Genomic DNA, 23,358 nt, shown 5'->3' with positions numbered 1-23,358 from the left:
CCCTGGCGTGAGGCACGGTGGACGTATGTCGAACCACACATACCGGGTCACCGAGATCGTCGGCACGTCCCCCGAGAGCGTGGACCAGGCCGTCCGCAACGGCGTCGCCCGCGCGTCCCGGACCCTGCGCAACCTCGACTGGTTCGAGGTGACGCAGGTCAGGGGGCAGATCGAGAACGGGGAGGTCGCGCACTGGCAGGTGGGGCTGAAGGTCGGGTTCAGGCTGGACGAGGAGAGCTGAGGCGTCTCTCGCGTTCAGCTGCGCGGCGTACGCGTCGGGGTGGTCCTGCCGCGCCTTGTCGAGCCGTGCGCGACTCCGCCCGTTCACGTACGCCCCTCCCCCTCCTGTGCCTCCCGCAGCGCCTCCGACGGTGTCGTCCACCTCGCCACCACCACCTTGAACCCGGCCTTCTCCGCGTCCGCGCACACGAGTTCGTCGTCGTCCACCAGGACCCGGACCTCTCTGCCCCGCGCGAACTTCCGCAGGAGTTCCAGCTTGGTCTGCCGTGCCGGGCGGCGGTCGTCGTTGCGGCGCATGTGGACGCGGCCCTCGGGGAGGCCGTGGCGTTCGAGCCACTCCAGGGTGTCGCGGCGGCAGCGCTCGGGGCGTCCGGTGAGGTAGACGACCTCGCACTCCTCGGCGCTGGAGACGGCGAGGGCGATACCCTCGGCGAGCGGTGGGTCTTCGGGGGCGGCGGCGAAGAAGGCGGCCCAGTCACGCTGGGCACCCTGGAGGAACCGCTGACGGTGGGCCGTATCGGCAAGGGTGTTGTCGAGGTCGAAGACGGCGAGGGGTCGGCTGTCGGTCACGGGATCAACAGTAGGCGGCACCACTGACAACGCCCCTTGATGCCGGCCCCCGGCCCGACTCCCACCCCAATTGTTAATGGGAACCATTTTCAGCTAACCTCCTCCACGCGGAGCCCGACCCCACGGGCCCACCCCCGCGCACCCACCCCACCCCGAGGAGCCCCCATGGCCGTCCCCAAACGCAAGATGTCCCGCAGCAACACCCGCCACCGCCGCGCCCAGTGGAAAGCGACCGTCCCCGCCCTGGTCCCCGTAACCATCGACGGCGTCCAGCACCTCGTCCCCCAGAACCTGGTCAAGGCGTACGAACGCGGCCTCCTCCACCCCGAAGGCTGACCGTGACACACGACCGCCTCCCGGTGACCGTCCTCTCCGGATTCCTCGGCGCGGGCAAGACGACCCTCCTCAACCACGTCCTGAACAACCGCGAGGGCCTCAAAGTCGCGGTGATCGTGAACGACATGAGCGAGGTGAACATCGACGCGGCCCTGGTGAGGGGCGGCGAGGCGGCGCTCTCGCGGACCGAGGAACGCCTCGTCGAGATGACGAACGGCTGCATCTGCTGCACGCTCAGGGACGACCTGCTGGAAGAAGTGGACCGCCTCGCGCGGGAGGGCCGTTTCGATCACCTTCTGATCGAATCAAGCGGAATTTCGGAACCGCTTCCTGTCGCCGCGACGTTCGCGTTCGCGCGCGACGACGGCGCCACCCTCGGCGACGTGGCCCGCCTCGACACGATGGTCACCGTCGTCGACGCGGCGAACTTCCTCACGGAGCTGGACACCGGGGACGAACTCGCCGAGCGCGGCCTGGCCCCCTTCGAGGACGACGAGCGCACGGTGAGCGACCTCCTGATCGACCAGGTCGAGTTCGCGGACGTCATCGTCCTCAACAAGCTGGACCTGGTCGACACCCCCACCGCCGACCACCTCCACGCGACGCTCACCCGCCTCAACCCGACGGCGAGGATCGTCACGGCGACCCAGAGCCACGTCCCTCTCCACGAGGTCCTGGACACGAACCGCTTCGACCTGGAGCGGGCCCAGCAAGCCCCGGGCTGGGTGAAGGAGTTGAACGGCGACCACGTCCCGGAGACGGAGGAGTACGGCATCTCGTCGACCGTGTTCCGCTCCGAACTCCCCTTCCACCCCGGCAGGTTGTGGACGTTCGTCACGGAGCGCCTGGACAGCGGGAGTTACGGCAAGATCCTGCGCTCGAAGGGCTTCTTCACCCTCTCGACCCGCCCCCACGTCACCGGCCTGTGGTCGCAGGCGGGCACGGTCGCCCGCTTCGAACCTTCGGCGGCCCGCGACGACGAGGCGCCGTACGCGCAGGAACTGGTGTTCATCGGCACGCACTTGAAAGCAGCAGACCTCCAACTCGCCCTGTCGGACTGCCTCCTGACACCGGGCGAGCAAGTCGACGACGACCCGTTCCCCCTGTGGGAGACCCACGGAATCGACGACACCTGCGAGCACGAACAAGCAGCCTGAAAAGGTGACGTCAGGGCCCACCACCCCGTCTAGTAACGTCGACCCCCGTGACCAGGGAAAAGCAACGGCCCAGCACGATCAGGGACGTCGCCGCGCGCGCGGGCGTATCGGTGGCCACCGTCTCCCGGACCCTCGCGGGCGACTACCCGGTGTCGGAGGACACCCGCAGACGCGTGCTGAACGCCGTCGAGGCGCTGCACTACGTCGTGAACGTGCACGCCAAGGCCCTGTCCGGCCAGGTCGCGGGCCCGATCGCGCTGGTCGTGAAGGACATCACCGGCCCGTCGCTGGCGCATGTCGCCGCCGGGGTCGAGCAGGAGGCCGCCGACCGGGGCCGGCTCAGCCTGGTGTGCGCGACGCGCGACGACCCGGCCCGCGAGGACGCGCTGGTCCAGCTCGCCCGCCAGCAGCACGCGGCGGCGGTCCTGCTGGTCGGGGGCGCGTTCCTGGACGAGGCGTACCGGCGCCGTACGGCCGGGTACGCGCGGGCGCTGGACGCGGCCGGTTCGCGGCTCGTGCTGGTCGGCCGTCCCCCGCTGGCGGCCGGGATCCCGGCGTCGGTCGTCGAGTACGACAACCGCGCGGGCGCCTTCCAGGCAGCGTCGCACCTGCTGATCGCCGGGCACCGCCGCATCCTGTTCCTCGGCGGGGAGCGGCGTTTCAGTACGGCCGAGCAGCGCCGGGCGGGTTTCGAGGAGGCGTTGCGCGGGCACAGTGTCGCGCCGGACGCCGACCTCGACGTACCGGGCCCCTTCACCCGCTCCTCCGGCTACCTCCGCACCCGGGACGCGCTGCGCGCGGGCGTACGCTTCACGGCCGTCTTCGCGGGCACGGACACGGTCGCCGTCGGCGCGCTGGCCGCCCTGAAGGAGGCGGAACTGAGGGTCCCGGAGGACGTCTCGGTGATCGGTTTCGACGACGTCCCCTTCGCCGCCGACCTCACGCCGGGTCTGACGACCGTGCGGGTGCCGTACGAGGAACTGGGGCGTACGGCGGTGCGGCTGGCGTTGCGCCCGGCGGAGGAACGGGGGCTGGACGACCATGTCGTACTCGGCACACAGCTGGTCGTACGCCGCTCAGTGGCACCCCTAATCTAAACAGGCCAGGAATCTCCCGCGCCCCACAGCGTTGAACCCTGTGTGACCTCACTGCTCGCAGCAACGCGTTTCTCCGTCCTCGACCGCTCCCGCACCCGCGAGGGCCACTCCCCCGCCGAGGCCCTGCGGGACACGGTCCGGTTCGCGCGGGACGCCGAAGCGCTGGGCTACCACCGCTTCTGGGTGTCGGAGCACCACGGCGTACCCGGCGTAGCCGGTTCCGCACCGACCGTGCTCGCGGCGGCCGTCGCCGGGGCGACGCGCACGATCCGGGTCGGCACGGGCGGCGTGATGCTCCCGAACCACCGCCCGCTGATCGTCGCCGAGCAGTTCGGGGTGCTGGAGTCGCTGTACCCGGGGCGCATCGACATGGGCCTCGGCCGCTCGGTGGGCTTCACGGACGGCGTCCGCAAGGCGCTGGGGCACGACAAGGACGCCGCCGAGGACTTCGCCGCGCAGATCGAGGAGCTGCTCGGCTGGTTCGCGGGCACCTCCCCGACCGGCGTCCGCGCCCGCCCCTCGGAGGGCCTCACCGTGCCGCCGTTCGTGCTGGCGATGGGCGAGGGCGCCGACATCGCCGCGCGCCTCGGCCTCCCGATGGTCATCGGCGACCTGCGCAGCCGCGACAAGATGCTGTCGGGCATCGACCGCTACCGGACGGCGTTCCGCCCCTCCCCCTGGGCGGCCGAGCCGTACGTCGTGATCTCGGGCACGATCGCCGTAGCCGCCACCCCCGAGGCCGCTCACCGCATCCTGGTCCCGGAGGCCTGGTCGTCGGCGTACTCCCGCACGCACGGCGCCTTCCCGCCCCTGCCGCCCGCCGAGGAGATCGAGCGCCGCGAGATGACCGCCAAGCAGCGGGGTTTCTACGCCGACGCCCTGACCGGCCACCTCGCCGGCACCGAGGAGCAGGTCGCCGAGGGCCTGGAGCGGCTGGTCAAGGAGACGGGGGCGCAGGAGGTGCTGGTGACGACGAGTACGTACGACCGTGCGGCCCTGCTCGACTCCTACCGTCGGCTGGCGGACGTCATCCACGACCGGTAGTGGTCGACCAGCGTCTCCTCGACCGGCCGGTACCTGATCCCCAACTCCTCGGTGCTGCGCCGGTTGTCGACGGTGAACCGGATGCCGAGGTGCTTACGGATGTAGTCCTGGGTCAGCCCGAACGCGGGCCCGAGGATGCGAACGGGCCAGTGCGGCAAGGCGGTTCGGGGCAGCCGCCAGTTCTTGTGGTGCCGTCGGATCGCCGTCGCCATCTGGTGGAACGACGTCATCTCCTTCTCGGCGAGGATGTACCGCCCGTGCGCGTCGGGGTTCTCGGCGGCGGCGATGTGCGCGAGGGCGACGTCGCGGACGTCGACCGTGGTGAAGCTGAAGTCCGGTGCGCCGTACCAGAAGTAGCCCTTGAACAGCTCATCGAGCAGGAAGAGGCTGCCGGAGTCGGAGGCCGGGGTGAGGGAGGGCCCGAGGATCAGCCCGGGGTTGACGGCGACCATGGACCACCGGCCCTGAGCGCCGTGCGCGTCCCAAGCGGCCTGTTCCGCAACGGTCTTGGCGTAGTGGTACGGGTTGTTGGCCACGGTGCTGCTGGAGTTGACGTACTTCTCGGTCAACTCGCCGCCCATGTCGGTGAGTACGTCGGAGTAGTCGCCGAAGATCGCGCCGACCGTGGACGTGAAGACGAGCCTGCGGACACTCTCCGCACGCTCAACCGCCCCCAGGACATTGCGTGTTCCGGTGAGCGCGGGGTCGACGACGTCCCGCTGACCGTCCTTGATCTTCTCCGGCATGAGGAAGGGCGAGGCGACGTGGAAGACGACGGAGCAGCCCCGCGCCACCTCGTCGAAGGAGCCGTCCTCCATCAGGTCGGCCTCGAACAGCCTTAGCGCGCCGGGGTGTTGCTCGCCGAGTGCCGTGAGCGGGGCGACCTTCGCGGTGGCCGTGAGGCTGCGGACCGTGGCGTGCACCCGGTAGCCCCGCTCCAGCAACTCCCGTACCAGATGGGCCGCGACGAATCCGCTGCCGCCCGTGACCAGGACCGTATCCACCCGCTCATGATCCCACTTCGGCGGCGCGGGCGAGAGACCTGCGGTCGGGATATTTCGCGGGGTCGACGACCGGGAGCACCTCGACCTCGGCGACGAGCCGCCGCGCGGTGACGACCCGCCACACGGACGCGAGGAGGGAGTCGTCGCCGATGAAGGCGGGCGCGGTGCTCTCGCGGCCGTCGGCGGTCCGGTACCGGATGCGTACCGGCTGCACGGGCGTCCCGGCGTCCAGCGCGGCCTGGAACACCGCGCGCCGGAACCGGCCGTGCTCGCGTCCGCACCAGGTGGAGCCCTCGGGGAACACGGCGACCGCCCGGCCCCCGCGCAGCGCGCCGGCGATCGTCGCGACCGTGCCGGGCAGGGCCCGCAGCCGGTCCCGGTCGATGAACAGCGCGGCGCGCGCGGCGATCGGGCCCGCGACCGGCCACTGCCGGATCTCCCGCTTGGCCAGCATCCTCGCGGGCCGCACGGCCGCGAGCAGCGGCACGTCCAGCCACGAGATGTGGTTCGCGACGACCAGCAGCCCGCCGTCCGGGGGTGCGGCCCCGGTGATCCGGACCCGTACGCCGCAGGCGCGTACGACGCTCCGCGCCCAGGTCCGCACCAGCGCGCCCGGCAGCCACCGGACGACGAAGGAACCCGCGACCCCGGCGAGGATCAGCGCCACCACGGCCAGCAGCCTCGGCGCACCCCATACGCGCGCGCAGCGACCCGGCTCGATGCACGCCCTGGGGGTGCAGGGCGCGGTCGGCAGCCAGACGCTCATCAGGCCGGGGCGAGGGAGAGGAAGTGGCGCAGGTAGCGGGAGTTGACCTTGCGCATCGACAGCAGCACGTACAGGTCGGCGACCCCGAAGTCCGGGTCGTGCGCGGGCTCCCCGCACACCCAGGCGCCGAGCCGCAGGTAGCCGCGCAGCAGGGCGGGCAGTTCGGTGCGCTCCGCCGGGGCGGGCTCCTTCGGCACCCACGGCAGCAGCGGGCGTACCCGGAACTCCTCCGGCGCGAGGTTCTTCGCCTGGACGCGGTCCCAGGTCGCGGCGGCGAGCTTCCCGCCGTCGGCGAGCGGTATCGAGCAGCAGCCGGCCAGCCACTCGTGGCCCCGGTCGACCATGTAGCGGGCGATGCCGGCCCAGATCAGCGAGATGACGGCGCCGTCGCGGTGCTCGGGGTGCACGCAGGAGCGGCCGACCTCGACGAGGTTCGGGCGGATCGCGTCGAGGGGCGTGAGGTCGAACTCGCCCTCGGAGTACAGGCGTCCGGCGACGGCGGCGCGCTCCGGGGGCAGCAGCCGGTACGTTCCGACGACCTCGCCGGTCTCCGTGTCGCGGACGAGCAGGTGGTCGCAGTAGGCGTCGAAGGAGTCGACGTCGAGGCCCGGTTGCGGGCCGCCGAGCAGGGCCCCCATCTCCCCCGCGAACACCTCGTACCGCAGCCGCTGCGCGGCCCGTACATCCTCCTCACTACGCGCCAGGCTCACTGCGTAGCGCATCGGCGCCACGTTCTGCTGAGGACGGTCGAGCGTGGAAACGCCGGTCATGACTCTCTCCCGAGTAACAGGCGAACGGCGGCGAGCGGTGCCGCACGTCCCTGTTCTCCCGACGCCGGTTGGCGTGTACGTGACCAGTTCCGAGAACTTTGATGTGGAGAGGCTGAACGGCTCGGGGCGGGTGTCCGGGGGGTCCGGTTCCGGGGGCGGGGCGGTGGACGGGAGGCGACCCCGAGGGGTATTGGCCGGTTACCGCCTTGGCGGGACCGGAATGAGCACCACTCCGGCCCCGCCCGTCCGCACCTTGTCGGCGAACGTCTTGTGGCGGGTTACCGCTTCCCCGCCTTGCGCGTGGCCCGGAGCCACTCCTTGTTCATGCCGGTGATGGAGACCAGGGGGATGCCCTTGGGGCAGGCCGTCGCGCACTCGCCCGTCAGCGTGCAGCCGCCGAAGCCCTCCTCGTCCATCTGCGCCACCATGTCCAGGACCCGCGTCTCGCGTTCCGGCGCCCCCTGCGGCAGGACGTTCAAGTGGTTGACCTTGGCCGAAGTGAACAGCATCGCCGCCCCGTTGGGACACGCGGCGACACAGGCCCCGCAGCCGATGCACTCCGCGTGCTCGAAGGCGAAGTCGGCGTCGGGCTTCGGTACCGGTGTCGCGTGGGCCTCGGGAGCCGCGCCCGTGGGGGCGGTGATGTAGCCGCCCGCCTGGATGATCCGGTCGAAGGCGGACCGGTCGACGACCAGGTCCTTGATCACCGGGAACGCGGACGCCCGCCACGGCTCCACGTCGATCGTGTCGCCGTCCTTGAAGGACCGCATGTGGAGCTGGCAGGTCGTCGTCCGCTCCGGCCCGTGCGCGTCGCCGTTGATGACCAACGAGCAGACCCCGCAGATCCCTTCACGGCAGTCGTGGTCGAAGGCGACCGGCTCCTCGCCCTTCAGGATCAGTTCCTCGTTGAGCGTGTCAAGCATCTCCAGGAACGACATGTCGGGCGAGATCCCGTCGACCTCGTACGTCGACATGGCCCCGTCGGCCTCGGTGTCGCGCTGGCGCCAGACGCGCAGGGTGAGCCTCATGCGTAGCTCCGCTGGGTGGGGTGGACGTACTCGAAGACGAGGTCTTCCTTGTGGAGCGTGGGCGCCTCGCCGGTGCCGGTGAACTCCCAGGCCGCCGCATAGGCGAACTCCTCGTCGTGGCGGGCGGCTTCGCCGTCCGGCGTCTGGGACTCCTCGCGGAAGTGCCCGCCGCAGGACTCGGCGCGGTGCAGCGCGTCGAGGCACATCAGCTCGGCGAGTTCGAGGTAGTCGACGATCCGATTCGCCTTCTCCAGCGACTGGTTGAACTCCTCGCCGGTGCCGGGGACCTTGATGCGGCGCCAGAACTCCTCGCGGATCTGCGGGATACGCTCCAACGCCTTGCGCAACCCGGCGTCCGTACGGGCCATCCCGCAGAACTCCCACATCAGTTCCCCGAGTTCACGGTGGAAGGAGTCGGGCGTCCGGTCCCCGTCGACCGACAGCAGCAGGTGGAGCCGGTCCTCGGTCTCCGCCAACACCTCCTGGACGACGGGGTGTTCAGCCGTCACCTCGCTCTGGCGCGGGTTGCGCGCGAGGTAGTCGTTGATGGTGGCCGGCAGCACGAAGTACCCGTCCGCGAGCCCCTGCATCAACGCGGACGCGCCGAGCCGATTCGCGCCGTGGTCGGAGAAGTTGGCCTCGCCGATCGCGAACAGCCCGGGGACGGTGGTCTGGAGGTCGTAGTCGACCCACAGCCCGCCCATCGTGTAGTGCACGGCCGGATAGATCCGCATCGGCACCTCGTACGGATCCTCGTCGGTGATCCGCTGGTACATGTCGAAGAGGTTCCCGTACTTGGCCTCAACCGCCTTGCGCCCCATGCGTTTTACGGCGTCCGCGAAGTCCAGGTACACCCCCTGTCCGCCGGGCCCGACGCCCCGTCCCTCGTCGCACACGTTCTTCGCGGCGCGGGAGGCGATGTCGCGCGGGACGAGGTTGCCGAAGGAGGGGTAGATCCGCTCCAGGTAGTAGTCCCGCTCGTCCTCGGGGATCTGGTGCGCGGGCCGCGTGTCCCCCTTCGCCTTCGGCACCCAGATCCGCCCGTCGTTGCGCAACGACTCGCTCATCAGCGTGAGTTTCGACTGATGCTCGCCGGTGCGCGGGATGCACGTGGGATGGATCTGCGTGAAGCAGGGGTTCGCGAAGTACGCGCCCCGCCGGTGCGCCCGCCACACGGCCGTCGCGTTGGAGTTCATCGCGTTCGTCGACAGGTAGAAAACGTTGCCGTAACCGCCGCTGGCGAGGACGACAGCGTCCGCGAAGTATGCCTCGACGCGCCCGGTGATGAGATCCCGCGCGACGATCCCCCGCGCCTTCCCGTCGACGACGATCAGGTCGAGCATCTCGGTGCGCGGGTGCATCTCGACGTTCCCGGCGGCGATCTGCCGCGACAGCGCCTGGTAGGCGCCCAGCAGGAGTTGCTGACCGGTCTGCCCGCGTGCGTAGAACGTACGGGAGACCTGGACGCCGCCGAAGGACCGCGTGTCGAGGAGCCCGCCGTACTCCCGCGCGAACGGCACGCCCTGCGCCACGCACTGGTCGATGATCTCGACCGAGATCTGCGCCAGGCGATGGACGTTGGACTCGCGCGCCCTGAAGTCGCCGCCCTTGACGGTGTCGTAGAACAGCCGGTGGATCGAGTCGCCGTCGTTGCGGTAGTTCTTCGCCGCGTTGATGCCGCCCTGCGCGGCGATGGAGTGGGCGCGGCGCGGGGAGTCCTGGAAGCAGAACTGGACGACGTGGTAGCCCTGTTCGGCAAGCGTCGCCCCGGCCGAACCCCCGGCGAGCCCGGTCCCGACGACGATCACCGTGTGCCTGCGCCGGTTGGCCGGGTTGACGAGCTTCGCCTCGAAGCGTCGGGTGTCCCAGCGCTCGGCGATCGCGCCCGAGGGCGCTTTGGTGTCGGCGACCGGCGCACCGGTCGCGTACTCGGCGTAAGAGGTCATGTCAGCTCACCACTCCGGTCATGACGCCCACGGGTACGGCGATGAAACCGGCCGTGAGCAGCAGCGCGAGAACGTTTGCCGTGGTCCTGAGGGCCCGGTCGCGGGTCCGGCTCCCGGCGCCGAGGGTCTGCGCGGCGGCCCAGAACCCGTGCCTCACGTGCAGGCCGAGCGCGAGCATCGCCGTGATGTAGATGACGTTGCCGTACCAGGTGGAGAAGGTGTCCACGACGTTCTGGTACGGCCTGCCCTCCTGGAAGCCGCCGCTGTGGACGGTGCCGGTGGTCAGGTCGAGGATGTGCCAGACGATGAACAGGGCGAGGATGATCCCGCCCCAGCGCATGGTGCGCGTCGCGTAGCTCGCACGCCGTTTGACGTGCACGTACTTGCTGGGCCGCGCCTTGAGGTCGCGGCGGCTGAGCTGGTACGCGGAGACCGCGTGGGCGACCACGGCGATCACCAGCACCACGCGGATCACCCAGAGCGTCCACTCGTAGTGCATGAACGGCTCGCCGATCGTGCGCAGCCAGTGGGCGTAGTGGTTGAACTCGCCGGCCCCGAAGAAGATCTTCAGGTTGCCGAGCATGTGGACGACGAGGTAGCCGAGCATGATCAGGCCGCTGACGGCCATCACGGTCTTCTTGCCGACGGAGGAGTCCCACACGGTGCGCGCCATCGACGGCCGTCGGTCCGTCCGCGTTGCCAGAGCCATGGATCGGAACGCTAGACGCGTTCCGGCCCATCGGTCCAAGACATGGTCCGGCTTGATTCGATAGCTGGAGCCTATGGTGGGACCATGCAGTTCCAGCAGCTTCAGTACTTCGTCGCCGTCGCGGAGACCCGCCACTTCACCCGGGCCGCCGAGGTCGTGCACGTCGCACAGCCTTCGCTGTCGCAACAGATCAAGGCGCTGGAGCGGGAGCTGGGGGCGGATCTGTTCCTGCGGGCCCGGGGCAACATCACGCTCACGGACGCCGGCGAGGCGCTCCTCCCGCTGGCCCGGCGCATCCTCGCGGACGCGGAGACCGCGCGGTACGAGGTGCGGGAACTGGTCCAGTTGAGGGGCGGGCGGGTACGGCTGGGGGCGACGCCGAGTCTGTGCACGGGGCTGCTGCCCGACGTGCTGCGGGCGTTCCACGACCGGTATCCCGGCGTGCAGCTCCTCATCGAGGAGGGCGGTTCGCACGATCTCATCCGCGAACTCGCCCGGGGTGCGCTGGACCTCGCGCTGGTCGTCCTGCCCCTGCCCGCGCCGGCCCCCGCGCTCACGACCGTCGAGCTGCTGCGGGAGGACCTCGTCGTGGTCTCGTCCCCCGACGTGCCCCGCCCCGGCGGCGGGCGGCGCACCGTCCGGGTCGCCGACCTCGCCGGGGAGCGGCTCGTGATGTTCCGCCACGGCTACGACCTGCGGGAACTCACCGTCGCCGCGTGCCGGTCCGCCGGGTTCGAGCCGGAGTTCGCCGTCGAGGGCGGGGAGATGGACGCGGTGCTCGGGTTCGTGCGGGCGGGGCTCGGTGTCGCCGTCGTACCGCGCATGGTCGCCGCGCGGTCCGGGCACGGGCTGCGGGTGACGCCGCTGGCCCGGCCGGGGTTGCATCGGACGATTGCGCTCGCCCATCGGAGTGATGTGGCTCCGCCGAGGGCCGCTCGGGAGCTTCAGCGGATGCTGCTCGAAAGGTGAGCCCTGGACCACTCGCGGAGGCTGGTGGGGGCGGTCGTCGGGGTGCTCGGCGCTGAACTGCCGTAGAAACCCTGTTCGTTCTGGGCTCGGGTCATTTCCGTCATGCCCTGGATCCAGCCTTCGGGGACGCCGCCTCGGCGCATGGCCTCGGACTGTTGGGCCGACGTTGTCCGTTCGAAGGTGACTTCACGGCCGAGCACCTCCCCCAGGACGGCTGCCATCTCGTCCGGGGTCAGGGCGTCGGGGCCGACGACCGGGACGTCCTCCTGTCCCGACCATGCCTCGTCGAGCAGGAGGCGTGCGGAGGTCGTGGCGACGTCGGCGACCGCGCAGGTTCGCAACACCTGGTCCCTCTCCAGGGCCAGCCGTAGTACGCCGGTGTCGCGGATCGCGTCCGCCTGGCGCAGGAGGTTCTCCATCAGGAACGGGGGGCATACGGCGCGGTGCGCGACGCCGGTCGCGCGGATCGCGTCGTCCAGGTCGAGGGTGGCGGAGATGAGACCGGCGTCGCGTGCGATGCCCCGGCCCAGGGTGGAGACGGTGACGACCCGGCGTATGCGGTGGGCGGTGAGGGCCTTCACCAACGGGGTGGTGAAGGCGTCGAAGTGCGCGCGGTACGTGGCGGCGGACGGGGTCGGGGGGACCAGCCAGAACACCTGGTCGGCTCCCGTGAACGCCTTGTCGAGGACGTCCGGGTCGGCGTGCGAGCCGGGGACGACGTCCACGGCGCTGCGGACGGCCGGGGTGAGGCGGTCGGGGTCGCGGGCGATGACGCGGAGGTCGGCGCGGGCTGCCATCAGGGCGGCGAGCAGGAGGTGGCCGATCTGGCCGGTCGGGGTGGTGAGGACGATCACGGGAGGCTCCTGGGGAAGGTCTCGGCTGGGCTGCCCCGAGCCTCTCCCGGCCGTCCCGGCAACTGAAGTTCCGCTCAGGACAGGGTTGTTACCCTCGGAGCAACACCACGAGGGGGGCCGCATGGATTCCCGTGCCCTGCGCTATTTCGTCGCCGTAGCCGAGGAACTCAACTTCACCCGCGCCGCAGCCCGGCTGGGCATCTCCGCGCCCCCGTTGTCCCGGGCGATCGCGAAACTGGAACGCGACATGGGCGTACCCCTCTTCGAACGCACCACCCACCACGTCACCCTCACCCCGGCGGGCACGGTCCTCCTGCCCGAGGCCCGCTTCACCCTGGACGCGCTCGAAGCGGCGATACGACGCACCCGCCGCGCCGGAGACTCCGCCCCGAACCTGGTCCTCGCGGTGAAGGCGGACGGCGACGCGGGCCTCCTGGCACCCCTCCTGACCCGGTACGCCACCACCCCGGCGGCCCTCCCGGTCACGGTCCGCCTCTGCGCCTGGCACGAACAACCCCGCCTCCTGCGCCGGGGCGAGGCGGACGTGGCCCTGATCCACGAGCCGTACGACCGCACGGGCCTGGACACGGAGACCCTCCTCCTGGAGCCCCGCGTGGCCGCACTCGCCGCGACCCACCCGTTGGCGGCCCACGACCACGTGACCCTCGCGGACCTGAACCTGAACGCCGGTGACCTGAACCACTTCCTGGACCGGGTCCGGGCCCCCGGCCGCGACCTGGCCCAACTCCTCGCCCTGATCGCCCTCGGCGACCTGTTCACCCTGTTCCCGGCGTCGGTGGCGACCCGCTATCCCCGTCCCGGGGTGGTGTACCGCCCGGTCACCGACGCGCCGCCGTCGGCACTGGCGGTCGCCTGGCCCCAGCGGTCCCGGTCCACGGCGGTGGCGGCGCTGGTGCGGGTGGCGGAGGAGGTCGCGGCGTCGGTGGTCGCACAGGAATCCCGTACGACCACCCCCATCAGCTGAGGCTCACCTCGTCGCGTCCGCCAGCACCAGCTCGTTCAGCTTCTCCGGCGGCCCCGGCCTCGCGTAGTACCAGCCCTGGGCCGTATCGCAGCCCAGGAGCCGGAGTTGATCCGCCTGCGCCCCCGTCTCGACCCCCTCGACCGTCACCGCGAGGTCCAGGCTGTGGGCCATCGTGACGATGCCCTCGACGAGCTTCAAGTCGACCGGGTCCGCCGGGAATTGCTGCATCCCCTGCGTGAACGAGCGGTCCAGTTTGAGGACGTTGACCGGGAGGCGGCGGAGGTTGGCGAGGTTGGAGTAGCCGGTGCCGAAGTCGTCCAGGGCGATGTCCACGCCCATTTCCGCCAGTTGACGCAACGGCTTCAGGAGGTCGTCGTCCGCGCCGATCAGCGCCGACTCCGTCACCTCCAGGCAGAGCGCCTCGGGGCCGACGCCCTCGCGTTCCAGGATGTCCACCGTGTCCTGGACCAGGCCCGGGTGGCTGAGCTGGACCGGGGAGAGGTTGACGTTGATGCGGAGGGACCAGGTCTCGGAGCAGCGGTCCCGCCAGGCCCGTACCTGACGTACCGACTGTTCGAGGACCCAGCGGCCCAACGGGACGATGAGGCCGGTGTGTTCGGCGAGAGGGATGAAGCGGTCGGGGCCCAGGACCCCGTGCTGGGGGTGGTGCCAGCGGACGAGGGCCTCGGCGCCGCGCACGCTGCCGTCCTCCAGGCGGACGATCGGCTGGTACTCCATGAAGAACTCGTCGCGCTCCAGGGCGGCGGGCAGCGCGGTCGTGAGACTGTGCCGGGTGATGGCGCGGGCGTCGGCCTCCGCGTCGGCGAGTTCGAAGCGGTTGCCGCCCGCCGACTTGGCCCGGTACATCGTGATGTCGGCGCTGCGCAGCACTTCGGCGGCGCTGCGCTCCCCCGCCTGCCCCTCGACGATGCCGATGGAGCCGCGCACGGTGAGTTCACGTCCCTCGATGCGGACGGGTGCGACGAGCGCGTTCATGATGCGGGAGGCGAGTTCGTCGACCTCGTGCGGGGAGTCGGGCCCGGTGGTGAGCGCCACGAACTCGTCGCCGCCGAGCCGCGCGACCATCTCGCCGGGCGCGGTCGCGCAGGACTGGAGGCGGTCGGCGATCTCGACGAGGAGCCGGTCGCCGGCGGCGTGCCCGAGGCTGTCGTTGATGGTCTTGAAGCCGTCGAGGTCGAGGTAGCACAGCCCGTAGCGGCGCCCGTCCCCGGCGGCGACGATCTTCTCCAGGCGTTCGAAGAACAGCGTCCGGTTGGGCAGCCCGGTGAGCGCGTCGTGGGTGGCCTCGTAGCGCAGCCGCAGGTTGAGGAGGCGGCGCTCGGTGGTGTCCTCCATGAGGGCGAGCTGATAGCGGGGCGCGCCGTCGGCGTCGCGCAGCAGGGAGACGGTCAGGTTGGTCCACAGGACCGTTCCGTCGGGCCGGTAGAACGCCTTCTCGGTGTGGTAGTGCTCCCGGTCGCCGCGCACCAGCTCCTCGTGCAGCTTCCACACCTGGGGCGCGTCCTCGGCGTGCGTCCACTCCTTGACGTTACGGCTGCGTACGGCCTGCTCGGAGCCGCCGAACATGCGGGTGAGGGCGTCGTTGACCTCCAGAACCTGGCCGTCGAGGTCGGCGATCCAGATGCCTATGGCGGCGCCCTCGAAGACCGCCCGGAAGCGGGCCTCGCTGGCGTGCAGGGCCTGCGCGACGACGCCCTGGGCCTGGAGCGCGGCCTGCGCGATGGCCTCCTGCTCGGCGAGGGTGCGCTCGCGCAGGGCGTGCGCGTACCCGGCGGCGATGGCGTGCTGGAGGCGGGAGGAGCGGTTGCGGAGCTTCTCCGGGGGCGAGTCGTCGCCGCAGTAGAGCACCAGGTAGGCGTCCACGCACTCCAGGGCCTGCGCGAGCGCCTCGGGGTCGGTGCAGTGCGCGGCGACCAGGGCCGCGCCGACCGCCTTGGGTTCGGCGGCGTCGAAGGAGCGGGCGAGGAGCGCCGTACGCAGGCGTCGTGCGAGCGGGCGGAGGAGTTCCTCGAACTCGGTGCGGGCGAGGGGGGTGGAGGTGGCCGGGTAGACGGCTCTGCTCCAGATCGTCGCGAACCGGCGCAGTCGGTCCTCCGGTCCGTCCTGCACGGCCGTCACGCCGTGGTCCCCACGCCGGCGAAACCGCAGAACGCATAGGGATCCTCGTCCTCCGGGGCCGTCTCCGGCCGCCACAGCGGCATCGGCACCAGTCCAGGTTCCACCATGTCGTACCCCTCGAAGAACCGCGCGATCTCGCTTTGTGGGCGCATGATCAGCGGGTTGCGGATGTCCTTGTACACGTCGACCGCACCCCCGGCTCGTTCCGGCGGGAGCGGGATTCCCTCGAACGAGGCATGGGTGAGGACGAGCAGGCTGCCGGGCGCGAGCGCGTCGCGCAGCCGGGCCACCGCCCCGTACGGGTCGTCCTCGTCGTCCACGAAGTGCAGTATCGCAATCAGCAGGACGGCCACCGGCCGCCCGAGGTCCAGCAGCTGCCGTACCTGAGGGCTGCTCAGGATGGTCTCCGGGTCGCGGAGATCGGCGGCGACGGCGTCGGCGTGGGGGTCGCTCGCGAGTGCGGTCCGGGTGTGCTCGACGGCCACGGCGTCGTGGTCGACGTGCACGACGCGGGCCTCGGGAACCGCCCTGCGGGCCACGTCGTGGACGTTGCCGGAGGTCGGCAGGCCCGAGCCGATGTCGAGGAACTGGGTGATCCCCTCGGCCGCCGCGTAGTGGACCGCGCGGCGCATGAACGCCCGGGTGGCCTGCATGATCTTCGGCAGCCCCGGCACGAACTCCATCGCCCTGCGGGCCGCCTCCCGGTCCGCCTCGAAGTTGTGCGAACCGCCCAGGAAGTAGTCGTTGATGCGCGCCACGCTGGGCATCGAGATGTCGATGCTCCTCGGGGCCCAGGCGGGACGCTGCATCAGTACTCCAAGGCTTCCGACGTTCCAGTGTTCGAGCTGAGGCTACTGATCGCCCGCCAAAAGAACGAGCGGAAACGGAAATTGACCGTCCGTTCCCGGTCAGGACGTGTGGGTTTCCGGTAGGTTCTGTCGACTCCCGGAGCGCCTGCCGGGTGCGTGAAACAGCAACAGGCCCGCCCCCTCCGTACGGCGTGGAGGGGGCGGACCGGCGGGAACGGCTCGGCTACTTGTTGGGAGCGCCGACCAGCTTGCCGTCGGGGCGCACCGCGAACCAGGTGCCGCCGACGCCCTGCCCGTTGATGTCACCGGGCTTCTTGTCGTTGATGAAGGTGTAGATGGGCGAGCAGTTGAGGGTCTGCTGCTCCTCGTTGTTGTCGGGGCGCGTGAACTTCATGTACCCCTTCTCGGGGATGTTCTTGGTGTCCTTGAAGTCGACCGGCGCGACGACCGGCCACTTCTCCAGGCACGCGCCCTTGCAGTTCGAGACGGGCTTGGGCCACGCCTTGTCCTTGAGGAAGCGGTAGACCGTCATGCCGTTCTTGTCGACGACGATCTCGCCGAGGTTCGGGTCGTTGCGCGTCGACAGGCCCGCTTCGTCGGAGACCTGGGCGCTGCCGCCGCCCTCACTGCCGCCGCCCGCCTTGGCCTTCTTGCCGTCGGGGGCCAGCGCGAACCACTTGTTGCCGACGTTCTGGCCCTTGGTGTCGCCCGGGTTGGCGTCCTTCTGGTAGTAGTACGCCGGCCAGCCGTCGATCGTGAGCTGCTTCTTGCCGTCCGCGCGGGTGACCTCACCGAGCAGCGACTTGTCGATGCCGTCGCCGGCCGAGACGTCGTCCGGGGCGACCGGGGGCCACGCCGTCGCACAGGCGTCGTTGCAGTTCGACTTCGGGGGCTCGGCGGTGTCCGAGTCGAAGCGGTAGAGGGTACGGCCGGTGCTGTCGGTGACGATCTTGCCGAGGTCGGCGTTGGTGGCGACCTCCAGCTGACCGGCGCCGTTCGTCTGCGTGCCGGTGTCCGAACCGCCGGCGCTGGGGCTGGCGCCCGCGCCCACTCCGGTGCCGACACCGCCGTAGCCGCCACTGCCGACGCTGCCCAGGCCGCCGGTGCCCGCCGGCGCCGTGGCGCCCACGTTCTGGCTGCCCGTCGAGCCACCGCTTTCCTGACCGCACGCCGTCGTCAGCGCCAGCACGGCCACAGCGCTCGCCACGAGAGAGGCGCTCCGCCAGGAGGTGTTCATTGTCAACTCCCCGATCTTCACAAGCGTGTTGCAGCGCCCTGCTGCGCCGCCGCTCGGGATTGGTTACGCATGGGGGCGGTCGTTGTGTTCAACGGCGTCAGAAAAATCTTTTGGCCGGCTGTGTTTGGGGGGTCGGGGAAGGGGGTGGGTGGTGCTGTTCAGGCCGGGTGCGGTTCGCTGTGGCTGGTCGCGCCCGCGCCCCTGGGGCGTTTGGGCTGGCGGAGTGGAAATGGGCCGCCGTTTCGGTGTTGTGGGGGTGAGTCCAGGTGTCCGGGGGTGACTGATGCTTCATGAAGAAAGATCAGGTGTTTACTCGGCGTCGGGTTCTGTGGGGTGCGGGCGTTGCCACCCTCGGGGGTGCCGGGGCCGTTGCTTTGGGGGTGAGCGGGGAAGAGGAAGCCGTTCCCGTTCGCGCCGCCGGGGCTCCCGCCCAGCGCGTTCCCCTCAAGCCCTCCGCCTACCGCCTTCAGCCCATTACCGGGTTCGGTCCCCCCGCCTCTGGCGCCCGGCTCTCCGTGCGGCGTAAGCCCATCCTCGAAGTCTCCGGGCGTGGGAACACCATGGTGCTCACCTTCGACGACGGGCCCGATCCCCGGTACACGCCCGCCATCCTCGACACCCTCGGCGAGTACGGCGTGCACGCGATGTTCTTCGTGTGCGGGGAAATGGCCGTCGACAACCAGGAGTTGCTGGCGCGGATGGCCGACGAGGGGCATGTCGTCGGGAACCACACCTGGTCGCATCCGCTGCTGACGAAGCTCAGGAGGAGCCGGATCCGGTCCGAGATGGAGCGGACGTCCGAGGTGATCGAGGACGCGTACGGGGAGAAGCCGCGCTGGTTCCGGGCACCGTACGGCGCATGGAACCGGGCCGCGTTCCAGATCGGCGCCGACCTCGGGATGGAGCCCCTCGCGTGGACCGTGGACACGCTGGACTGGACGACGCCGGGGACGGGGACCATCGTCAGCCGGGTCGCGGGAGGCGCGGCGCCGGGTGTGGTCGTGCTGTCGCACGACGCCGGGGGTGACCGGACGCAGAGTGTGCGGGCCCTCAGGCGGTACCTGCCCCGCCTGCTGGACTCCGGCTACCACATCACCGTCCCCCGCAGGCGCCCCGCCTGAGGGGGCGCCCGCCCGCCCGGCCGGGGCCGCTCAGCGGACCTCGGTCAGGCGGGCGAAGACGACGACGTTCCCGGCGTACCCGTGGGCCTTGGAGAAGCCGCCGCCGCAGGTGATGACCCGGAGTTCGGGGGTGCCCTTGGAGGCGTACACCCGGTCGCCGGGGAAGTTCTTCTTCTCGAAGACCTCGATGCCGTAGATCTCGAACACCGCGGTCTTCCCGTCCTTGCGGGACACCTCGACCTTGTTGCCCTTCTTGAGGGCGCCGAGCCCGTAGAAGACGGCGGGACCGAGCTTGTTGTCGACGTGGCCGACGACCACGGCCGTGCCCTTCTCCCCGGGCGAGACCCCGCCGGTGAACCACCCCGCGAGGTTCGGGTCCTCCGGTGGCGGCGCGTCGACCCACCCCGCCGCGTCGAGCCCGACCGGCATCACCGGCGCGTTGACACGGATCGCCGGGACACTGACCCGCTCCGGCACCGAGTACGCCAGCGGACCAGGCGTCTTGTCGAAGACGCTCCCGGTCAGCCCGCCCGTGCGGCCGTCCGCGGCGGCTGCGGCAGCCGGCTGCGGCGGACCGGCGTCGAACTCGCCCGAACCGTTGCGGATGAGCGCGAGGCCGGTCAGCAGGACCAGCGCTATCACGCCCCACGGCGCGCGCTTCTTCGGCCGCTCCTCTTCCTCGGCCTCGGACAGCTCGTAACCCGACATTCGCCAGCCCCTTCCGACACAGCCGTCGCCGCGTCCCTTAAGGGCCCTTCTGATGGATCTCCGCGGCGTCGCGACGCCCGGCACGCACTCTCGCCGCACCGCGCGAAAGCCCCCGTAGCTCCGCTACGAAGACTTCCACGCGGCACGCCGAGAGCACGCACCGAACGCCGCTCCTTCTCCCGCGGATATCCATCAGAAGGGCCCTAGCGCCTGCCGGAAACGCTAGGACGGTCCCCGCCGACCGGCGACAAGAGCGCGGCGAACGGGTGGCCGCCGGACGGGCAGTGCGCCATCCGAGTCGACGGCCGCAGGAAATTTCTGACGGTCCGTGACCTGCGGCTATGGGCGATTGTGCGGAGGTCGAACGGCGTGTCGGCTCACCAGGACGGACCATTCCCGAAATGCGGGCGCCCGCACGGCATCTGAGGGTCGGTCCGGGAGGCGTTCTCTCGCCGACAGACCGGGGACGTGCCCCGGGGCGCCTTCCGCGGAGGAACCATGCGTACCACTCGTGCCCTGGCGGCTTCGGCCGCCGCGTGCGCCGTCCTGGGCCTCGCCGCCCCGACGGCATCGGCCTGGACCGACCCCACGTCGGTCATCTCGGCGCCCAGCGTGATCGCCCGCGGGGGGCAGCTCGTGCTCACCGTCAACGGCGGCGGGAACAACGCCTGCACCACGCCGGGCAGCACCGTCAGCTCCAGCGCCTTCCCGACCACCACCCTGACGTCGATGGGCGGCAACACGGCCAGCGCCACCGTCCGCGTCAACTCCTTCGCCAGCGCGGGGGCGTACACCGTCACGACCACCTGTGAGGGCCGCACCCGCACCTTCCCCGGCGTCTTCACCGTCCTCGGCGGGGTCCGGGGCGGGCTCGGGGGCAGCTCCACCACCGGGGCCACACCGACCGACATGGCGATCGGCGGCGGGCTCGTCGCGGCGGCGGTCGTCGGCGGCGGGGTGTTCTGGATGCGGCGGCGCGCGGAGCGCCGTATCTGAGAACCCTCATCGGAAACACGCTTTCGGCCCGGCCCTCTCAGGAGGGACCGGGCCGAAAGCGTGGCGCCTGGAGCGTGCTCAGCCGCCGTCCTCGCCCGTGCGGCGACGGGAGAAGTGGTACGCCGCGCCGACCGACCCGACGATGAGCAGCGTGCCGAGCCCCAGCTCCTTGAGGTCGAAGCCGCCGACCGTGCCGCCCTCACCGGCGTGCACACCCCGGTTCGGGGGATAGAGCGGGTACGGCTGCTGCGTGGGCGTCCGGCCGCCCGCGATCGTGAGCTGGGCGGTGCCGCTGTCGCCGCCGTTGCAGGTGAACGTCACCCGGTAGGCGGCGCCGGGACGGGCGTCCCAGTCGACGGTCGCCGAGGACTGCGAGCGGTCCGGTGGGATGCGGACCGTGTCGAAGACGCCGGACGACACGATCACCGTCCCGCCGCAGTTGCCGTTGCCCCGGTCCACCGAGAGCGTGACCTGGCCGCCCGCCGCGATCGTCGACGGCATCACGCTGAAGCCGAACGCGTTGTTGTCACCCGCCGCCGCTGTCGGTGCGGTGAAGGCCAGGGCACCCGCGCCCAGCAGTGCGGCCGAGGCGACGCGTATCGCGCGCATGGTCAATCCTCCGGTCCCCGAGGAGCAGCTCGCGGACCTCTTCCGCTCGCGCCTGGAATGCACCTCGATGACCGAAACGCTAGGAACAGGTGTGCGTACGCGCGATCGGTGTCGTGCGAATGGGGCATCTGTGTGGGCCGGTCAGGGGACCCCGGCGGCGTGTCGGGTGAGACATCGTCAGCCCTGCACGTCAGCCCTTGGCGTCCGGGAAGAAGTGCAGGAAGGGTTCCACCGACGCCGTGATGCCCCGGCTGTAGGGAGCGTCGAAGTCCCAGATCAGGAACAGCAGGAAGGCGATCAGCGCGGAGAACAGGCCCGCCAGGACCAGCTCCCTCGGGGTGCGGCGGATCTGGAGCGCGAAGACCATGCCGATCGTGACGATCCCGCCGCCCAGCAGACCGCCCCACACCACGCCCGGCATCGTCGGGTCGATCGAGTCGGCGCGGGCCGTGCGCGACTGGTCGGCCGCCGCGATCTGGTCCAGCAGCGGCTGGTACTGCTGCGCCTGGAAGTCCGTCGTCGGCTGGTAGTCCGTCACGTCCGCGCGCAGCTTGCCGAGGAGTTCGTCACCCTTGCCGCTGATCTCGCCCTCGTCCTTCATCGTCTTCCACTCGACGTCGACGATGTGCTTGACGTACGCGTTCACGTCCGCGCGGATCTTGTCCCGGACGTCCGGCGGGTACACCCGCACCCGCTCCGAGATCTCGTGCAGCGACTGTGCCTCCGCCTGGACGTGGTCCTGGGCGGCGCTCCTCGCCTCCCACACGCCCGCGATGGCCAGGCCCAGCACGATGGCGTACACCACGCCGATCCACATCGTCATGTACTCGATGACGTCGGGCGTCTCCGAGGGGTCCTCGTCCTCCGGGGCGGTGCGCTGGCGCAGGAACGCGACGACGATGACCACGGCGACGGCGGCGACCATCGCGAGGGTGAGAACAAGCCATTCGGGCAAGGGGGCCTCCTTGGTGGCGGGCAGGTGGGGCGGGCGGGGTGACGCGTGCGGCGTGAAGTGACCGTCAGCGCGGGCGCAGCGCGGCGACGGCGATCACCGCGGGGGCCGTGATCAGGAGGACGTACGTGACCGGGGACGTGGTGCCGTGGGCGGGGCGCTTGCGGGTCGTCGTCTGGTGGTACGCCGGATACGTCACAGGGGCCGCGCTCGCCGTGGGGCCGGGGGCGGGCGTCGGTTTCGGGGACGGGGTGGGTGTGGGGGTCGGTGTGGGAGTGGGGGGTGGTGGTGCGGGCCTCGGGATCGGGGCTGCCCGGGGTGGGGCGGGCCGGGGTGCGGGCGCCGGTTTCGGGGGTGGCTCGGGGGAAGGTTTCGGCGTCGGCTTCGGCGTGGGTTTGGGCGTGGGCGTCGGCTTGGGGGTCGGCGTCGGTTTCGGGGTGGGTGTGGGGGTCGGCGTCGGAGTGGGGGTGGGCGTCGGGGTCGGGGTGGGCGTCGGCTCCGGGCAGGGCGGCGGCGGGGGCTTCGGGCGGCAGGGCGGCGGAGTGAGCCAGCCGGGCCACGGCGAGTGCCCCGCCACGGCCACGACCTCCAGGCCGCCCGGCCCCACGGACGCGTACGCGCAGGCGTCGGCGGACGCGACCCCGGCCGGCGCGCCCACCAGAATCCACGCAGCGGTCATCACGCCCAACACCCGTACGGTGAGGGCGGTTCGGGTCGGTTCGGGTCCATGCACGACGCAGATCATCAGCCCTCACGCCCCGGCGTACGCCCCTGATCGGCACAGATTGCCCCGAACGGGCGAACTTCACCCCCGAAGGGTTTAACGGGGAGTCGACCGAATGTCTGGACGTACGTACACGTATCCGGTGAATGTCCAACGCCGGTCGCCTGGTGGTCCGACCGAACGCGAAAGCCCCGTCCGTGGGCCATGGGGATCAACTCACGGGCGGGGCGGTCTGGTGCTCAGTGCGAGGCGTGCGCCGAGGCGTCCTCTTCTCTCAGCGCGGCCAGCCGTCGTTGGTAGAGAGGTCCGGCGGCATGGGCGCCTCGTGCCTCACTCGGTGTGTACTGCTCGATCAGGTGATGCGCCACGGCCTTGAGGTGCGCCGACCATGCCAGTACGTGTTGCTGAGCGGTACGGCCGCATTCCTTCGGTTCCCCGGGGAGACACACCGGAAGACTCGGGCCGACCTTGTTCGCCGCTTGCCTGATGTAGCGGGCGATCGTGGCCCATTCCTCTTCGGTCCGCCGTACGGCGGTGCTTGCGCTTTCCCAACCCCACGGCCCGAAGTCGTCCCCGTGATCATCCATT

The 23,358-nt window shown here is 70.9% G+C and carries 25 protein-coding genes; 9 read left to right on the top strand and 16 right to left on the bottom strand.

The window, feature by feature from the left end:
- The first annotated feature begins 25 nt into the window (after window positions 1-25).
- Complete coding sequence (locus tag J8M50_RS19535; RefSeq protein WP_010359360.1) at window positions 26-241, top strand: dodecin; 216 nt, start codon at window positions 26-28, stop codon at window positions 239-241.
- Window positions 242-324: 83 nt separating this feature from the next.
- On the opposite strand, the gene J8M50_RS19530 is transcribed toward J8M50_RS19535, so the two are convergent.
- Entirely contained in the window at window positions 325-810 is a 486-nt protein-coding gene (locus tag J8M50_RS19530) for a phosphatase domain-containing protein (RefSeq protein WP_010359361.1), read from the bottom strand.
- A gap of 165 nt (window positions 811-975) precedes the next feature.
- On the opposite strand from J8M50_RS19530, the gene rpmF reads away from it, so the two are divergent.
- The 4 genes from rpmF to J8M50_RS19510 are packed head-to-tail and all read left to right on the top strand — an operon-like array spanning window position 976 to window position 4,444.
- The gene (gene rpmF, locus J8M50_RS19525; RefSeq protein ID WP_010359363.1) at window positions 976-1,146 is read left to right on the top strand and encodes a 50S ribosomal protein L32; all 171 of its coding nucleotides are present in this window, start codon (window positions 976-978) and stop codon (window positions 1,144-1,146) included.
- A 2-nt stretch (window positions 1,147-1,148) separates the two neighbouring features.
- The gene (locus J8M50_RS19520; protein ID WP_010359365.1) at window positions 1,149-2,303 is read left to right on the top strand and encodes a GTP-binding protein; all 1,155 of its coding nucleotides are present in this window, start codon (window positions 1,149-1,151) and stop codon (window positions 2,301-2,303) included.
- Between the two features lie 47 nt (window positions 2,304-2,350).
- Entirely contained in the window at window positions 2,351-3,400 is a 1,050-nt protein-coding gene (locus tag J8M50_RS19515) for a LacI family DNA-binding transcriptional regulator (RefSeq protein ID WP_010359366.1), read from the top strand.
- Window positions 3,401-3,442: 42 nt separating this feature from the next.
- Window positions 3,443-4,444 carry an LLM class flavin-dependent oxidoreductase gene (locus tag J8M50_RS19510; protein WP_010359367.1) on the top strand — a complete coding sequence of 334 codons (1,002 nt, stop codon included), beginning with the start codon at window positions 3,443-3,445 and terminating at the stop codon, window positions 4,442-4,444.
- Here the strand turns inward: J8M50_RS19510 and J8M50_RS19505 are convergent.
- The 6 genes from J8M50_RS19505 to J8M50_RS19480 form a co-directional block, all read right to left on the bottom strand.
- Window positions 4,408-5,448, bottom strand: coding sequence for an NAD-dependent epimerase/dehydratase family protein (locus J8M50_RS19505; protein WP_010359368.1), 1,041 nt, complete (start codon window positions 5,446-5,448; stop codon window positions 4,408-4,410). The genes J8M50_RS19510 and J8M50_RS19505 overlap by 37 nt on opposite strands.
- 4 nt (window positions 5,449-5,452) lie before the next feature.
- Window positions 5,453-6,214, bottom strand: coding sequence for a lysophospholipid acyltransferase family protein (locus J8M50_RS19500; protein ID WP_075779881.1), 762 nt, complete (start codon window positions 6,212-6,214; stop codon window positions 5,453-5,455).
- Entirely contained in the window at window positions 6,214-6,984 is a 771-nt protein-coding gene (locus J8M50_RS19495) for a GNAT family N-acetyltransferase (protein ID WP_010359370.1), read from the bottom strand. The genes J8M50_RS19500 and J8M50_RS19495 overlap by 1 nt, the downstream gene beginning before the upstream one ends.
- A gap of 278 nt (window positions 6,985-7,262) precedes the next feature.
- Window positions 7,263-8,012 (bottom strand): succinate dehydrogenase/fumarate reductase iron-sulfur subunit, encoded by a 750-nt coding sequence (locus J8M50_RS19490; RefSeq protein WP_010359371.1) that lies wholly within the window; start codon window positions 8,010-8,012, stop codon window positions 7,263-7,265.
- Window positions 8,009-9,958 (bottom strand): fumarate reductase/succinate dehydrogenase flavoprotein subunit, encoded by a 1,950-nt coding sequence (locus J8M50_RS19485; protein WP_010359372.1) that lies wholly within the window; start codon window positions 9,956-9,958, stop codon window positions 8,009-8,011. Before J8M50_RS19485 ends, J8M50_RS19490 begins: the two co-directional genes overlap by 4 nt.
- A gap of 1 nt (window position 9,959) precedes the next feature.
- Window positions 9,960-10,631, bottom strand: a complete 672-nt coding sequence (locus tag J8M50_RS19480; RefSeq protein ID WP_010359373.1) for a succinate dehydrogenase — start codon at window positions 10,629-10,631, stop codon at window positions 9,960-9,962.
- A gap of 120 nt (window positions 10,632-10,751) precedes the next feature.
- Here J8M50_RS19480 and J8M50_RS19475 point away from each other — a divergent pair, with 120 nt between their 5' ends.
- Window positions 10,752-11,636: a LysR family transcriptional regulator gene (locus J8M50_RS19475; protein ID WP_010359375.1), complete on the top strand. Its 885-nt coding sequence runs from the start codon at window positions 10,752-10,754 to the stop codon at window positions 11,634-11,636.
- On the opposite strand, the gene J8M50_RS19470 is transcribed toward J8M50_RS19475, so the two are convergent.
- On the bottom strand, window positions 11,612-12,490 hold the full coding sequence (locus tag J8M50_RS19470) for an NAD(P)H-binding protein (RefSeq protein WP_010359376.1): 879 nt from the start codon (window positions 12,488-12,490) through the stop codon (window positions 11,612-11,614). The two genes, J8M50_RS19475 and J8M50_RS19470, sit on opposite strands and share 25 nt — an antisense overlap.
- A 121-nt stretch (window positions 12,491-12,611) precedes the next feature.
- Between J8M50_RS19470 and J8M50_RS19465 the strand changes: the two genes are divergently transcribed.
- Entirely contained in the window at window positions 12,612-13,475 is an 864-nt protein-coding gene (locus J8M50_RS19465) for a LysR family transcriptional regulator (RefSeq protein WP_010359377.1), read from the top strand.
- Window positions 13,476-13,478: 3 nt separating this feature from the next.
- Here J8M50_RS19465 and J8M50_RS19460 read toward each other — a convergent pair whose 3' ends face one another.
- The 3 genes from J8M50_RS19460 to J8M50_RS19450 form a co-directional block, all read right to left on the bottom strand.
- On the bottom strand, window positions 13,479-15,614 hold the full coding sequence (locus tag J8M50_RS19460) for a putative bifunctional diguanylate cyclase/phosphodiesterase (protein WP_010359379.1): 2,136 nt from the start codon (window positions 15,612-15,614) through the stop codon (window positions 13,479-13,481).
- Window positions 15,611-16,423, bottom strand: a complete 813-nt coding sequence (locus tag J8M50_RS19455) for an SAM-dependent methyltransferase (protein WP_010359381.1) — start codon at window positions 16,421-16,423, stop codon at window positions 15,611-15,613. Before J8M50_RS19455 ends, J8M50_RS19460 begins: the two co-directional genes overlap by 4 nt.
- 223 nt (window positions 16,424-16,646) lie before the next feature.
- A complete protein-coding gene (locus J8M50_RS19450; RefSeq protein ID WP_010359382.1) occupies window positions 16,647-17,660 on the bottom strand; it encodes an SCO0930 family lipoprotein in 1,014 nt (337 codons plus the stop codon).
- Window positions 17,661-17,950: 290 nt separating this feature from the next.
- Here J8M50_RS19450 and J8M50_RS19445 point away from each other — a divergent pair, with 290 nt between their 5' ends.
- Window positions 17,951-18,781 carry a polysaccharide deacetylase family protein gene (locus J8M50_RS19445; RefSeq protein WP_029184543.1) on the top strand — a complete coding sequence of 277 codons (831 nt, stop codon included), beginning with the start codon at window positions 17,951-17,953 and terminating at the stop codon, window positions 18,779-18,781.
- 30 nt (window positions 18,782-18,811) lie between these two features.
- On the opposite strand, the gene J8M50_RS19440 is transcribed toward J8M50_RS19445, so the two are convergent.
- Complete coding sequence (locus J8M50_RS19440) at window positions 18,812-19,489, bottom strand: class F sortase (RefSeq protein ID WP_010359384.1); 678 nt, start codon at window positions 19,487-19,489, stop codon at window positions 18,812-18,814.
- Window positions 19,490-19,987: 498 nt separating this feature from the next.
- Between J8M50_RS19440 and J8M50_RS19435 the strand changes: the two genes are divergently transcribed.
- A complete protein-coding gene (locus J8M50_RS19435) occupies window positions 19,988-20,485 on the top strand; it encodes a hypothetical protein (protein WP_010359385.1) in 498 nt (165 codons plus the stop codon).
- Window positions 20,486-20,563: 78 nt separating this feature from the next.
- Here J8M50_RS19435 and J8M50_RS19430 read toward each other — a convergent pair whose 3' ends face one another.
- The 4 genes from J8M50_RS19430 to J8M50_RS19415 form a co-directional block, all read right to left on the bottom strand.
- Complete coding sequence (locus J8M50_RS19430; RefSeq protein WP_010359386.1) at window positions 20,564-21,094, bottom strand: hypothetical protein; 531 nt, start codon at window positions 21,092-21,094, stop codon at window positions 20,564-20,566.
- A gap of 190 nt (window positions 21,095-21,284) precedes the next feature.
- Complete coding sequence (locus J8M50_RS19425) at window positions 21,285-22,049, bottom strand: bestrophin-like domain (protein ID WP_010359387.1); 765 nt, start codon at window positions 22,047-22,049, stop codon at window positions 21,285-21,287.
- 64 nt (window positions 22,050-22,113) lie between these two features.
- Window positions 22,114-22,779, bottom strand: coding sequence for a hypothetical protein (locus tag J8M50_RS19420; RefSeq protein WP_193383838.1), 666 nt, complete (start codon window positions 22,777-22,779; stop codon window positions 22,114-22,116).
- A 230-nt stretch (window positions 22,780-23,009) separates the two neighbouring features.
- Window positions 23,010-23,357, bottom strand: a complete 348-nt coding sequence (locus tag J8M50_RS19415) for a hypothetical protein (RefSeq protein WP_010359391.1) — start codon at window positions 23,355-23,357, stop codon at window positions 23,010-23,012.
- Between the last annotated feature and the right edge of the window lies 1 nt (window position 23,358).

Origin of the sequence: Streptomyces acidiscabies (assembly GCF_020010905.1) — a bacterium.
Lineage (GTDB): Bacteria > Actinomycetota > Actinomycetes > Streptomycetales > Streptomycetaceae > Streptomyces > Streptomyces acidiscabies.
This window is presented reverse-complemented; position numbering and strand designations above follow the sequence as displayed.